Here is a 14,175-nt window from a genome sequence, read left to right on the forward strand (position 1 = left end):
GCACCGCCCTGCCATAGCGATACCTCATGGCAAAGCCCCTCAAAGAGCGCGACGGCGCACCCAAGCTCGATCCGCGTGGCCGCAAGGTCAAGATTCTTGCGACCGTCGGCCCGGCGAGCCGGTCACCGGAAATGCTGGCCCGCCTGTTCCGCGCCGGGGTCGACGCCTTCCGCGTCAACATGAGCCATGGCGAGCATGACACCCATGCCGAAACGATCAAGGCGATCCGCGCGATGGAGAAGGAGTTCCATCGCCCCATCGCAATCCTCGCCGACCTGCAAGGCCCCAAGCTGCGAGTCGGCAAGTTCAAGAACGGTGAGGCGGTCATCCGCCACTCGGGGCATTTCACGCTCGATCGCAATCCCGAGCCGGGCGATCATACGCGTGTGGAATTGCCGCATCCCGAACTCTTCGGCCTGCTGGAAAAGGGCCAGCGCCTGCTGATCAACGACGGCAAGATCCGGCTCAAGGTCATCCGCGCGGAAGAGAACGAGATCCTGTGTTCGGCAGAAGTCGGTGGCGTGATCTCGGACCGCAAGGGCGTCAACGTGCCCGATGCCGAAGTGCCCATTCCGGCGCTTACCGAAAAGGACCGGCGCGACCTCGCTTTCGCGGTCCAGCAGGGCGTCGACTGGATCGGCCTCTCCTTCGTCCAGCGTCCCGAAGACCTTGCCGAAGCGCGCAAGCTGATGGGCGGGTACGGTGCGCTGTGCGCCAAGATCGAAAAGCCGATGGCGGTCAGGCGCCTCGACGAGATTATCGAACTGTCCGATGGCATCATGGTCGCCCGCGGCGATCTTGGCGTGGAGCTCGAACCGCAGGAGGTCCCGCCGCTCCAAAAGCAGATCGTCAACAAGACGCGCACCGCCGGCAAGCCGGTCATCGTGGCGACGCAGATGCTGGAAAGCATGATTGAAAGCCCTGCTCCGACCCGCGCCGAAGTGTCGGACGTGGCGAACGCGGTCTATGACGGCGCGGACGCGGTAATGCTGTCGGCGGAAACGGCGGCAGGCGAATGGCCCGAAGAGGCCGTCACGATCATGCACCGCATCGCCCGGCAGGTCGAAAGCGATGAAGCCTATCTGCCGCGCGTGCGCTTCCTCGATACGCCGCCCGACCGCACCACTGCCGATGCGCTGGCGCATGCCTGCATGACCGTGGCCGACACGGTCGCCATTTCCGCGATCACCGTTTTCACCGGGTCCGGCAGCACTGCCCGCCGCGTCGCGCGCGAGCGGCCGAGCGTGCCGATGATGGTCCTGACGCCGAGCATGAAGACGGCGCGCCGCCTGGCCCTCCTATGGGGCGCCCATGCCGTCGCCACCAAGGATATCGGCAGCTTCGAAGAGATGATCGCCAAGGGCAAGCGCATGGCTCTGCGCCACCGCTTTGCCGCTGCGGGCAACAAGCTCATCGCTCTCGCCGGTGTGCCCTTCGGTACTCCCGGGTCGACCAACCTCATGCACGTGGTGACGATCGCCGGTGACGAGCTGGACAAGCACGAAAACTAGGTCGAGGCGCGCACCAGTCGCGCCTTTGCCTCTTCTTCGCCGATCAGCGGGAGCAGCTCTCCCATGTCGGGGCCGTGATCCATGCCGGTGAGAGCCTGGCGCAGCGGCAGGAATAGCGGCTTGCCCTTCCGCCCGCTCGCTTCCTTCAGCGCACCGGTGAGGGACCGCCAGGGATCATCGCCCCACTCCAGCAAGTCGGCGGCCTGCGCCAGGAAAGCCCGGTCTTCATCCGAGAACCCCGGTTGCTCGATCGGCCCGGTCACCAGCTTCCACCAGTCCCCGGCCTCACCCACATGGGCAAGGTTCGGGCGCACAGCATGCCAGCCAGCCTCGTCCATGCCTTCGGGAAGGCGGTGCTGGACCGCCTCATAATCCATCTGGTGCACGATCGCCGCATTGAGACGGTCGAGTTCGGTATCGTCGAACTTCGCGGGCGCACGGCCAAATGTCGACAGGTCGAACGAGTCGACCAGAACTTGCCGGTCGGCGATCGGCTCGACAGGTTGCGAGGTGCCAAGCCGCGCCAGCAGGGCGACGATCGCTTCGGGCTCGATATCGCGTTCGCGGAAGCTGTCGCAGCCGAGCGAGCCGAGCCGTTTCGACAGCTTGCCTTCCTTGCCGACGAGCAGGGCCTCATGTGCGAAGGCGGGAATTTTTGCTGCAGGATATTGTGCAGCAATAAGTGCGGTAAACATCTGAATTTGAACGGCTGTATTGCTGACATGGTCCTCGCCGCGCAGCACCTGTGTCACACCCATGTCGAGATCGTCGACCGCACTCGGGAGCATATAGAGCCAGCTTCCGTCCGCCCTGCGGGTGACCGGATCTGACAGCTGCGCGGGATCGAATTTCTGCGGTCCGCGTACGCCGTCGTCCCACGTGATCGGCTCGTCATGATCAAGCTTGAAGCGCCAGTGCGGGGCGATGCCTTCGGCCTCTTTTGCGGCGCGGTCGGCATCGCTCAGCTGAAGTGCGCCACGGTCGTAGATCGGGGGCAAGCCGCGACCCAGCTGGATCTTGCGCTTGAGCTCGAGTTCCTGGGCGGTCTCGTAGGCCGGGTAGATGCGCCCCGCAGCAACCAGCGCATCGAAAGCCGACTGGTAGAGCGCGAGCCGTTCCGACTGCCGCTCTTCGCCGTCGGCCTCAAGGCCGAGCCATGCGAGATCGGCCCGGATTGCCTCAACATATTCCTCGCGGCTGCGCGCCGCATCGGTATCGTCGATCCGCAGCATGAAGCGGCCACCCGCCTTGCGGGCAAGCATCCAGTTGTGCAGCGCCGTGCGGATGTTTCCGACATGCAGGGTCCCGGTCGGCGACGGGGCGAAACGCGTGATAGTGGTCATGACACGCGCCGATAGCGCAGCCTTTCTCCTAATGCGAGAGAACTAAGGGCTGGCGATGCAACGGCGGGGGCGGCGCTTGCTAGGCCGCTTGCCCTCCCCGGCGTTTCAGGGCCGCCTTGCGCGCCTGCCGGTAATCGATGACGGCTTTCTCCACCGGCGCTTCTGCCGCGTGTTCCGGCTCGATGGTTACGGAAGAGATGTTCTCGGCCGGCAAGGGCTTGCTGATCAGGAAGCCTTGCGCTTCCTTCACGCCGAGCTTGCGCAGCAGGTCCAGCTGCTTGCGGTCTTCGACCCCTTCGGCTGTGGTTTCCATATCCATCGCTTCGGCCAGCCGCGTGATCGTCGACACGATAGCCTGGCTGCCGATGTCGGAATTGAGATCGCGCACGAAGGCCCGGTCGATCTTGATGCGGTCGAAGGGAAAACGGCGCAGGTAGGCGAGCGAGGAATAGCCGGTTCCGAAATCATCGAGCGCGATCTTGAGGCCCATTTCGCGCAGACGCAGGAGTGTTTCGCGATTGGCGTCGCTCTGGTCCATCAGGACGTGTTCGGTGATTTCCAGCTCGACGCGATGTGCCGGATAGTCGGATTCGCGCAGCGCCTGGGCCAGCGTGGCGACGAGCTTGGGATCGGACACCTGCGTCGTGGAAAGGTTGATCGCGACGCGAAAATCCCCCGCCCAATCGGCCGTTTCCGCAAGCGCCGTGCGGATCACCCAGTCCCCGATCGGCATTATGAGCCCGGTTTCCTCGGCAATGGAGAGGAATTCGCTTGGCAGCAGCACGCCGCGCTCGGGATGGTACCAGCGCAGCAGCGCCTCGTATCCGGTGGCCTGCCCGGTCTCCAGCTCGATGATCGGCTGGAAATGCAGGCGGAGCTGGTCGCGGGCAAGCGCTTCGCCGAGATCTACTTCGAGCGAGCGCCTTTCGCGCGCCTGTTCGTCCAGCGCGCGTTCAAAGATCGCCAGATTGTCGCGCCCTTTGTTCTTCGCCGCGTAAAGCGCAAGATCGGCGCGGCGCATCAGTTCTTCCGCATCGCAATCGCCGTCATGGCACCGCGCCACGCCGACACTGGTCGACACACGATAGGTCTGGCCATCGATCTCGTACGGGGCGCGGATCACCGACAGGAAGCGATGGGCCCGCTCGATGAGAAGCCCGTCCCCGGCACGCGTTTCGATGAGAACTGCGAATTCGTCGCCGCCGAGCCGCGCCACGGTATCTTCGTCCCTGACTTCGCAGGCCAGCCGCTCTGCAACTTCGCGCAGTAGCCGGTCGCCGACGAGGTGTCCGCGAGTGTCGTTGATCGCCTTGAAATCGTCGAGGTCGAGATAAAAGAGTGCGACATTGGCCCCGCTCGAGCGGTTATCGCCCAGCAATTCGCGCAGGCGTTCGTTGAAGAGGTAGCGGTTCGCGAGATTGGTCAGGTTGTCGTAATGCGCCATCAGGGTGACGCGCTGCTCGATAAGCCGAGCTGCGGTCACGTCCCGGGCAACGCCGCTCAGGCTGCCGTCGCTGCGCGGACGGGCGGACAATTGCCAGTATCTCAGATCTCCGCCGACCGGTGCGGCAACCTCGACGTCGCGGAATGCGCTGTTGCTGGCGATATGGCACGCCACCAGGTCGCGCCCTTCGCCGGGATCGAACAGGTCGAGTAGCGGCGTGCCTTCCAGATCCTCTACCGACCGGTCGCACGCCTTGGCGAAGCGCTCGCTCACCTCGCCCAGCCTGCCCTTGCCGTCCGCGCTCCACAGCCAGTCGGTCGAATGCTCTTCATAGTCGTTGAGGAGCATGGCGACCGTATCGCCGGCCTCCCGTCGTTCGACATCTGCATGGACGGCGTTCCGGAAAGCGGCGTCCATCCGGCCAACTGCGGTCCACAGGGCGAAGGAATAGATAAGCAGCACGAGGGCGACCGGTAGGGCGGGCGCGCCCACGCTGAGCCATCCGGCCACGATCAGCGCGCCCAGCAAGAGAGCTATGTGGGCATATCCCGCGACCGGTACGGCGCGATGGATGAGCAGGACGCCCACGAGCATGGCAGTGCCGACGACAGCCAGGAGGGCGATCTCCAGCCCCTTGGCGATGGTTGCGAATAATACGAAGCCGGTGGCCCAGGCGAGGCTGGTTACGATCATCCAGGCGACGACCCGGCGGTAATCGCGGGCGAGCACCTGTCCGTCCGTCTCTTCGGGATCCAGCGTCGCGATGAAATAAGCCCGGACCGTGAACAGCACGGCAGTCACGATGGCCCAGCCTAGCAGCGGCACCCGCAAGGGCGCCTCGTCAAAGCCGACGATCAGGACTGCGGTGGAGGCAAGCGCCGATACGGTCGCCAGCGTATTGCCCGCGATGACAGCACGCAGCCTGCGCGCAAGAAGCAGCCGGCGCACCTCATCGCTGTTCGCGGTCGGTCTTTCCATACGGCCCCCGGTTATCGCGCACTAACGCGCGTATCCCCCTGCATTGTAACCGAAACCGGGAAGAAATGTATAGCGGCAACACGCTCGCTTCGGCCGATCCACGAAAAAGCCCCGCCGGATCGCTCCGGCGGGGCCAATTCTGGTCAGGTCCGAAAGACCGGCTCATTCGCCGTCCTTGGCCTCTTCGTTGAGGTAATCGCCCGCATCGGCATCGGTGCCGTGGGTTTCACCTTCCATGCTCGCCAGCGGATCGTCGCCGATTGCAGCTTCGGGGCCCTGGGCGAGTTCCGCCTCGTGCTCTTCTTCTGCGGTGTTGGCAGCGATTATCGCTTCCTGAGCCTTCTTCCACTGTGCACGCAGCGCAGCGTCGCGGCTGGAAGCGGTCACGCGCATCCGGTTCATGCCCGCGCCGGTACCGGCGGGGATGAGACGGCCGACGATCACGTTTTCCTTCAGGCCGACCAGCGTGTCCTTCTTGCCCTCGACCGAAGCCTGGGTGAGCACGCGGGTGGTTTCCTGGAACGACGCTGCCGAGATGAACGAACGCGTCTGCAGCGAGGCCTTGGTGATGCCGAGCAGGATCGGGGTGCCCTTCGCAGGCTCCTTGTTCCGGCCGAGCTTCGCATTGGTCTCGTTCAGTTCTTCCAGGTCGACCTGTTCGCCCGGCAGCAGCACGGTGTCGCCACCGTCCGTGATCTCGACCTTCTGCAGCATCTGGCGAACGATCACCTCGATGTGCTTGTCGTTGATCTTCACGCCCTGCAGTCGGTAGACTTCCTGGATCTCGTTCACGAGATACTCGGCCAGCGCTTCGATCCCGAGGACATCGAGGATGTCGTGCGGGTTCGGCGAGCCCGAGATCAGCGTGTCGCCCTTCTTGACGAAGTCGCCTTCCTGGACGTCGATCACCTTGGTCTTGGGGATCAGGTACTCGACTGCATCACCTTCTTCCGGAACGATCGCGATCTTGCGCTTCGCCTTGTATTCGCGGACGAATTCGATCTTGCCCGAAATCTTGGCAATGATCGCATTGTCCTTCGGCACGCGGGCCTCGAACAGTTCGGCGACGCGCGGCAGACCACCCGTGATGTCGCGGGTCTTGGCAGCTTCACGCGAAGCACGCGCAAGGATGTCACCGGCTTCGACCTGTTGGCCGTCTTCGACCGACAGCGCGGTACCCGGTGCCAGCATGTAGCGTGCAGCTTCGTTCTCGTCGCCCGCATCGTTGAAGAGAGTCAGGCGCGGACGCAGGTCTTCCTTCTTCGCGCGACCGCCGGTGCGGATGTCGGTGACAACACGCTGGGCGATACCGGTGGCATCGTCGACGCGTTCTTCCATCGAAGTACCGTCGATGAGGTCCTGAAACTTCACCACGCCCGAGGTTTCGGTGATGATCGGCAGCGAGAACGGATCCCATTCCGCGAGGCGATCGCCTTCCTTCACCTTGCCGCCATCCTTGTGCATCAGCACGGTACCGTAAGGCACCTTGTGGATTTCGCGCTCACGACCTTCGGCGTCGATGACTGCCAGTTCGCCGTTGCGGGCGAGCGACAGGATACGCCCCTTCTTGTCGACGATGGTCGGCATGTCGCGGTAGACGACCTTACCGTCAGAGATCGATTCAAGGTGGCTCGTTTCGTTGAGCTGTGCGGCACCGCCGATATGGAAGGTACGCATGGTCAGCTGCGTGCCCGGCTCACCGATCGACTGCGCGGCGATAACGCCGACAGCTTCACCGATGTTGACCGGAGTACCGCGGGCAAGGTCACGGCCGTAGCAGGTCGCGCAAACGCCCTGCTTGGCTTCGCAGACCAGCGGGCTGCGGATCTTGGCGACCTGCGTTTCCGCTTCCTCGATGGCCTTGACCATCGGCTCATCGACGAGCGTGCCTGCCTTGACGATCACTTCGCCGGTGGCGGCGTTCACGATGTCTTCGGCAACCGTACGGCCCAGGATACGCTCACCGATGGAGGCGATAACGCTACCGCCCTGGACGATGGCGCGCATTTCCAGCGCATTGTCGGTCTTGCAGTCTTCCTCGACGATGACGCAGTCCTGCGACACGTCGACAAGACGGCGGGTCAGGTAACCCGAGTTCGCCGTCTTGAGCGCCGTATCCGCGAGACCCTTACGGGCACCGTGGGTCGAGTTGAAGTACTCGAGGACGTTCAGGCCTTCCTTGAAGTTCGAGATAATCGGGTTCTCGATGATCTCGCCCGAAGGTTTCGCCATCAGGCCGCGCATACCGGCGAGCTGCTTCATCTGCGCGGGGCTACCACGCGCACCGGAGTGGCTCATCATGTAGATCGAGTTGATCTGCGCTTCCTTGCCGTCCTTGTCGACCGGCTGCGACTTGATCTCTTCCATCATGGCTTCGGCCACGCGGTCGCCGCACTGGCTCCACGCGTCGATGACCTTGTTGTACTTTTCCTGCTGGGTGATCAGGCCGTCCTGGTACTGCTGCTCGTAATCGGCAACCAGCGCCTTGGTCTCTTCGACCATGCCCACCTTGCTTTCCGGAATGATCATGTCGTCCTTGCCGAACGAGATGCCGGCCTTGAACGCGTGGCGGAAGCCCAGCGACATGATCGCGTCGGCGAACAGCACCGTGTCCTTCTGGCCGGTGTGACGATAGACCTCGTCGATCACGTCGGCGATGTCCTTCTTCGTCAGCAGGCGGTTGACGATGTCGAAGGGAACCTTGTGGTTCTTCGGCAGGCATTCGCCGATCAGCATGCGGCCCGGGGTCGTGACGAAACGCTTCATCTCGACCTTGCCCTTTTCGTCGGCCTGCGGGACGCGGGCCATGATCTTGGAGTGCAGGGTCACGTCCTTGTTTTCCAGGGCGTGGTGCACTTCGGCCATGTCGCTGAACAGCGGCAGCTGCTCGTGCTTCTCGCCGTCGTCGCCCTCGATGAATTCAGGCGTCTTCTCCTGGCGTTCCATCGAAAGGTAATAGAGGCCGAGAACCATGTCCTGCGAAGGCACGATGATCGGCTTGCCGTTGGCGGGCGAGAGGATGTTGTTGGTCGACATCATCAGGACGCGCGCTTCCAGCTGCGCCTCGAGGCTCAGCGGGACGTGGACGGCCATCTGGTCGCCGTCGAAGTCGGCGTTGAAGGCGGCGCAGACCAGCGGGTGAAGCTGGATTGCCTTGCCCTCGATCAGGACCGGTTCGAACGCCTGGATGCCGAGACGGTGAAGCGTCGGCGCGCGGTTCAGCAGAACCGGGTGCTCGCGGATCACTTCGTCGAGGATGTCCCAGACTTCCTTGCGTTCCTTCTCGACCCACTTCTTCGCCTGCTTGAGGGTCATCGACAGACCCTTGGCGTCGAGGCGGGCGTAGATGAACGGCTTGAACAGTTCGAGCGCCATCTTCTTCGGCAGGCCGCACTGGTGCAGCTTGAGTTCGGGGCCGGTCACGATGACCGAACGGCCCGAATAGTCGACGCGCTTACCCAGAAGGTTCTGGCGGAAGCGGCCCTGCTTGCCCTTGAGCATGTCGGACAGCGACTTCAGCGGACGCTTGTTGGCACCCGTGATGACGCGGCCGCGGCGACCGTTGTCGAACAGCGCATCGACCGATTCCTGCAGCATGCGCTTTTCGTTACGCACGATGATATCGGGCGCACGCAGCTCCATGAGGCGCTTCAGGCGGTTGTTACGGTTGATGACGCGGCGATAGAGGTCGTTGAGGTCGGACGTCGCGAAACGGCCACCGTCCAGCGGGACGAGCGGGCGCAGTTCCGGCGGAATGACCGGCACGACTTCCAGGATCATCCATTCCGGACGGTTGCCGCTCTCGATGAAGCTTTCGACGACCTTGAGGCGCTTGATGATCTTGGCGGGCTTGAGCTTGGACTTGGTGATCGCGAGCTCTTCCAGCAGGTCTTCCTTTTCCTGCTCCAGATCGAGATCCATGAGCATCATCTTCACGGCTTCGGCGCCGATCGATGCGGAGAAGGCGTCTTCGCCGTATTCGTCCTGCGCTTCGAGCATCTCGTCTTCGGTCAGCAGCTGAAACTTCTCCAGCGGCGTGAGGCCGGGTTCGACGACGATGTAGCTTTCGAAGTAGAGGACGCGCTCGAGCTGCTTGAGCTGCATGTCGAGCAGCAGGCCGATGCGCGACGGCAGCGACTTGAGGAACCAGATGTGCGCGACCGGAGCGGCCAGCTCGATGTGGCCCATGCGCTCGCGGCGGACCTTGGTCACGGTGACTTCGACGCCGCACTTTTCGCAGACGACGCCCTTGTACTTCATGCGCTTGTACTTGCCGCACAGGCATTCGTAGTCCTTCACCGGACCGAAGATGCGCGCGCAGAACAGGCCGTCACGCTCGGGCTTGAACGTACGGTAGTTGATCGTTTCCGGCTTCTTGATTTCGCCGAAGGACCACGAGCGGATACGCTCGGGGCTGGCGATGCCGATCTGGATCTCGTCGAAGGTTTCGGGCTTCGCGAGCTGGTTGGTGAATTTGGTCAGTTCGTTCATGACTTAATTTCCCAAGGGGTATTTCTAATTGGGCGGAAAGCGGAGGGGAGCCGGGGCTCCCCTATTCCGCCGCGATCGCGAGGCCGTCGTCGTCTTCGTCGTCGGCAAGCGACTTGAGTTCGACATTGAGACCCAGGCTGCGCATTTCCTTCACGAGCACGTTGAAGCTCTCCGGAATGCCGGCCTCGAAGGTATCGTCGCCCTTGACGATGGCTTCGTAGACCTTGGTACGGCCGATCACGTCGTCCGACTTCACGGTGAGGATTTCCTGCAGCGTGTAGGCTGCGCCGTAGGCCTGGAGTGCCCAGACTTCCATCTCACCGAAGCGCTGGCCGCCGAACTGCGCCTTACCGCCCAGCGGCTGCTGGGTGACGAGGCTGTAGGGGCCGATCGAACGGGCGTGGATCTTGTCGTCGACCAGGTGGTGCAGCTTGAGCATGTAGATGATGCCCACGGTGACCTTGCGGTCGAACGCTTCACCGGTGCGGCCGTCGTAGAGGACCGACTGGCCGTCCGCGTCGAGGCCGGCCTTTTCCAGTTCCACGGTCACATCGCCTTCACGCGCACCGTCGAAGACCGGCGTACCCATCGGCACACCTGCGCGCAGGTTACCGGCGAGTTCGACGATTTCCTCGGTCGAACGGCTGTCGATCGCTTCGTGATACTGGTCGCCGTAGGTTTCCTTCAGGCGTTCGACCACGGCTTCCGGCGGCTTGACCTTGGCATAGTCCTCGGCAGCGTTCGGATTGGCGGCCTTCCACTCTTCGAGCTGGCGGCCGATTTCCATGCCCATGTTACGGGCAGCCATGCCGAGGTGCGTTTCGAAGATCTGTCCCACGTTCATGCGCGAAGGCACGCCCAGCGGGTTCAGCACGATGTCGACCGGCGTACCGTCTTCGAGGAACGGCATGTCCTCGACCGGCAGGATGCGCGAGATGACACCCTTGTTACCGTGACGGCCGGCCATCTTGTCGCCCGGCTGAAGCTTGCGCTTCACGGCCACGAAGACCTTGACCATCTTGAGCACGCCCGGAGCGAGTTCGTCACCGCGCTCGAGCTTTTCCTTACGGTCTTCGAACTTTTCATCGATGACCTTCACGCTCTCGTCGTACTGGGTCTTCACCGCTTCGAGCTGCTGCTGGCGGTTGTCGTCCGCCACGGCGAACTTGAACCACTCGTGCCTGTCGATGCCTTCGAGGACGTCGAGAGTGATCTCGCTGCCCTTCTTGACGCCCTTCGGCGCTGCCGAAGCGGTCTGGCCTTCCAGCATGTCGCGCAGGCGGTTGTAGGTCGCACGGTTGAGGATCGCGCGTTCGTCGGCGGCATCCTTGCGGAGGCGTTCGATTTCCTCGTTCTGGATGGCACGCGTACGGTCGTCGATCTCGATACCGTGACGGTTGAAGACACGGACTTCCACGACGGTACCGGCAACGCCCGGCGGCAGGCGGAGCGAGGTGTCGCGCACGTCGCTGGCCTTTTCGCCGAAGATGGCGCGCAGGAGCTTTTCTTCCGGCGTCATCGGGCTTTCGCCCTTCGGCGTGATCTTGCCGCACAGGATATCGCCCGGGTGCACTTCGGCGCCGATGTAGACGATGCCCGCTTCGTCGAGGTTGCGCAGGGCTTCCTCGCCGACGTTCGGGATGTCGCGGGTGATGTCTTCCGGCCCGAGCTTGGTGTCGCGAGCCATGACTTCGAATTCCTCGATGTGGATCGAGGTGAAGACATCGTCCTTCACGATACGCTCGGAGATGAGGATACTATCCTCGTAGTTGTAGCCATTCCAGGGCATAAAGGCGACGAGGCTGTTGCGGCCCAGTGCCAGTTCGCCGAGGTCGGTCGAGGGGCCGTCGGCAATGACGTCGCCCGGTGCGACCGTTTCGCCCACCTTCACCAGCGGACGCTGGTTGATGCACGTGTTCTGGTTCGAACGCTGGAACTTCTGGAGCGTGTAGATGTCGACGCCCGACTGGCCGGGTTCGACATCGCCGATGGCGCGGATCACGATACGCGTCGCATCGACCTGGTCGACAATACCGCCGCGCTTGGCGGTGATCGCCGCGCCGGAATCGCGCGCAACGGTTTCTTCCATGCCGGTGCCGACCCAGGGCGCTTCCGCCTTGACGAGCGGCACGGCCTGGCGCTGCATGTTGGCGCCCATCAGTGCGCGGTTGGCGTCATCGTTTTCCAGGAACGGAATGAGCGATGCACCGACCGAGACGAGCTGCTTGGGGCTGACGTCCATCAGCGTGATGGTTTCGCGCGGAGCCATGAGGTTGTCGCCGGCCTGGCGGGCCGAGACCAGCTCTTCCACGAAGCCGCCGTTGGCATCGAGATCGGCCGAAGCCTGCGCCACGGTGTGCTTCTGCTCTTCCATGGCGGACAGGTAGATCACCTCGTCGGTGACCTTGTTGTCCTTCACCACGCGGTACGGCGTTTCGATGAAGCCGTACTTGTTGACGCGCGCGAAGGTCGAGAGCGAGTTGATCAGACCGATGTTCGGGCCTTCCGGCGTTTCGATCGGGCAGATGCGGCCATAGTGCGTCGGGTGAACGTCGCGGACTTCGAAGCCTGCGCGCTCACGCGTGAGACCGCCCGGGCCAAGCGCCGAAACGCGGCGCTTGTGGGTGACTTCCGACAGCGGGTTGGTCTGGTCCATGAACTGCGAGAGCTGGCTGGAGCCGAAGAACTCGCGCACGGCGGCAACGGCAGGCTTCGCGTTGATCAGGTCGTTCGGCATCACGGTCGACACGTCGACGCTGCTCATGCGCTCCTTCACCGCGCGTTCCATGCGCAGCAGGCCGACGCGGTACTGGTTTTCCAGCAGTTCGCCGACCGAACGGACACGGCGGTTGCCGAGGTTGTCGATATCGTCGACTTCGCCCTTGCCGTCCTTCAGGTCGACAAGTTCCTTGACCACGGCGAGGATGTCTTCCTTGCGCAGCGTGGTGACGGTGTCTTCGGCGTCGAGGTCGAGACGCATGTTGAGCTTGACGCGGCCAACGGCCGACAGGTCGTAACGCTCGGCGTCGAAGAACAGGCCCTCGAACAGCGCTTCTGCGGTTTCCTTGGTCGGCGGTTCGCCGGGACGCATGACCTTGTAGATCGCTTCCAGGCCTTCATCACGGTTTTCGGCCTTGTCGACCTTCATCGTGTTGCGGATCCAGGGACCGGTGGTGATGTGGTCGATGTCGAGCAGGTCGAGGCTGTCGACGCCGGCAGCGTCGAGCACTTCGAGGTTCTCTGCCGAGACTTCATCGCCCGCTTCGATGTAGATGCGGCCGGTGCTTTCATCGATCAGGTCTTCGCTGGCGTAACGGCCGAAGACTTCTTCGGTCGGCAGCAGCAGGGTTTCCAGACCGTCCTTGGCAGCCTTGTTGGCGGCACGCGGGCTGATCTTCTGGCCTGCGGGGAAGACTTCTTCACCGGTCTTGGCATCCACCAGCGGGAAAGCCGGCTTCTGGCCACGCCAGTTTTCCGCGACGAATGGCAGTTCCCAGCCGTCCTTGGCGCGCTTCCAGGTGACCTTGTCGTAGAAATGGTCGAGGATGTCTTCGCTATCGAGGCCGAGGGCATAGAGCAGTGCGGTGACCGGCAGCTTGCGCTTGCGGTCGATACGCACGTTGACCACGTCCTTGGCATCGAATTCGAAATCGAGCCACGAACCACGGTACGGGATGATGCGGGCAGCGAACAGCAGCTTGCCCGAGGAGTGCGTCTTGCCGCGGTCATGGTCGAACAGCACACCCGGCGAACGGTGCATCTGCGAGACGATAACGCGCTCGGTGCCGTTGATGATGAAGGTACCGTTGTCCGTCATCAGGGGCATGTCGCCCATGTAGACGTCCTGCTCCTTGATATCGAGGACGGAGCGGGTTTCGGTTTCCTGGTCGACTTCGAAGACGATCAGGCGCAGCGTGACCTTCATCGGCGCGGCGTAGGTGATGCCGCGCTGGCGGCATTCGACGATGTCGTATTTCGGCTGTTCGAGCTCGTAATGCACGAAGTCGAGTTCGGCGGTGCCGGCGAAGTCGCGGATCGGGAAGACCGAGCGCAGCGTCTTTTCGAGGCCGGAGACGTAATCGATCTCCTTGTTCGAACGCAGGAACTGTTCGTAGCTCTCGCGCTGAACCTCGATCAGGTTCGGCATGTCGACGACTTCGTGGATGTCGCCGAAAATCTTGCGGATACGCCGCTTTGCGGTGCCCGACGATGTGTTGCGGGGTGCCTTCGCCTTGGTAGCCATAAAGGAGCTCGTGCCTCTTTTCGTGTGCCTGCAACCCCGCGCGGACAGGGTTGCCAATAGATGTCTCATGCGCGTGAGAGCCCAATCGCGAGACGCAAAAAGGCCGCAGAAAAAGCACACCCGGTCGGGCGGCGGCTGCAGCTCTTAGAGAACGTCGCGATATGG

Annotated in this window: 5 protein-coding genes; 1 reads left to right on the top strand and 4 read right to left on the bottom strand. The window is 63.0% G+C overall.

The genetic code is table 11. The features are described from left to right. Positions 1 to 26 precede the first annotated feature (26 nt). Positions 27 to 1,511 (top strand): pyruvate kinase, encoded by a 1,485-nt coding sequence (gene pyk, locus K3179_RS03880; protein WP_221562552.1) that lies wholly within the window; start codon positions 27 to 29, stop codon positions 1,509 to 1,511. Here the strand turns inward: pyk and gltX are convergent. The 4 genes from gltX to rpoB all read right to left on the bottom strand — a co-directional run bounded on the left by gltX (position 1,508) and on the right by rpoB (position 14,010). After that, positions 1,508 to 2,854, bottom strand: coding sequence for a glutamate--tRNA ligase (gene gltX, locus K3179_RS03885; protein WP_221562553.1), 1,347 nt, complete (start codon positions 2,852 to 2,854; stop codon positions 1,508 to 1,510). The two genes, pyk and gltX, sit on opposite strands and share 4 nt — an antisense overlap. A gap of 79 nt (positions 2,855 to 2,933) precedes the next feature. Then, positions 2,934 to 5,276 carry a putative bifunctional diguanylate cyclase/phosphodiesterase gene (locus K3179_RS03890; RefSeq protein WP_221562554.1) on the bottom strand — a complete coding sequence of 781 codons (2,343 nt, stop codon included), beginning with the start codon at positions 5,274 to 5,276 and terminating at the stop codon, positions 2,934 to 2,936. Positions 5,277 to 5,438: 162 nt separating this feature from the next. After that, complete coding sequence (gene rpoC, locus K3179_RS03895; protein WP_221562555.1) at positions 5,439 to 9,767, bottom strand: DNA-directed RNA polymerase subunit beta'; 4,329 nt, start codon at positions 9,765 to 9,767, stop codon at positions 5,439 to 5,441. A 61-nt stretch (positions 9,768 to 9,828) separates the two neighbouring features. Further along, a complete protein-coding gene (gene rpoB, locus K3179_RS03900) occupies positions 9,829 to 14,010 on the bottom strand; it encodes a DNA-directed RNA polymerase subunit beta (RefSeq protein ID WP_221562556.1) in 4,182 nt (1,393 codons plus the stop codon). Between the last annotated feature and the right edge of the window lie 165 nt (positions 14,011 to 14,175).

The sequence above is a fragment of the Qipengyuania intermedia genome, assembly GCF_019711615.1.
Taxonomy (GTDB): domain Bacteria; phylum Pseudomonadota; class Alphaproteobacteria; order Sphingomonadales; family Sphingomonadaceae; genus Qipengyuania; species Qipengyuania intermedia.

Coding starts and splice junctions, on each gene's coding strand:
- pyk (WP_221562552.1), top strand. CDS start 27: ATGGCAAAGCCCCTCAAAGAGCGCGACGGCGCACCCAAGCTCGATCCG.
- rpoC (WP_221562555.1), bottom strand. CDS start 9,767: ATGAACGAACTGACCAAATTCACCAACCAGCTCGCGAAGCCCGAAACC.
- K3179_RS03890 (WP_221562554.1), bottom strand. CDS start 5,276: ATGGAAAGACCGACCGCGAACAGCGATGAGGTGCGCCGGCTGCTTCTT.
- gltX (WP_221562553.1), bottom strand. CDS start 2,854: ATGACCACTATCACGCGTTTCGCCCCGTCGCCGACCGGGACCCTGCAT.
- rpoB (WP_221562556.1), bottom strand. CDS start 14,010: ATGGCTACCAAGGCGAAGGCACCCCGCAACACATCGTCGGGCACCGCA.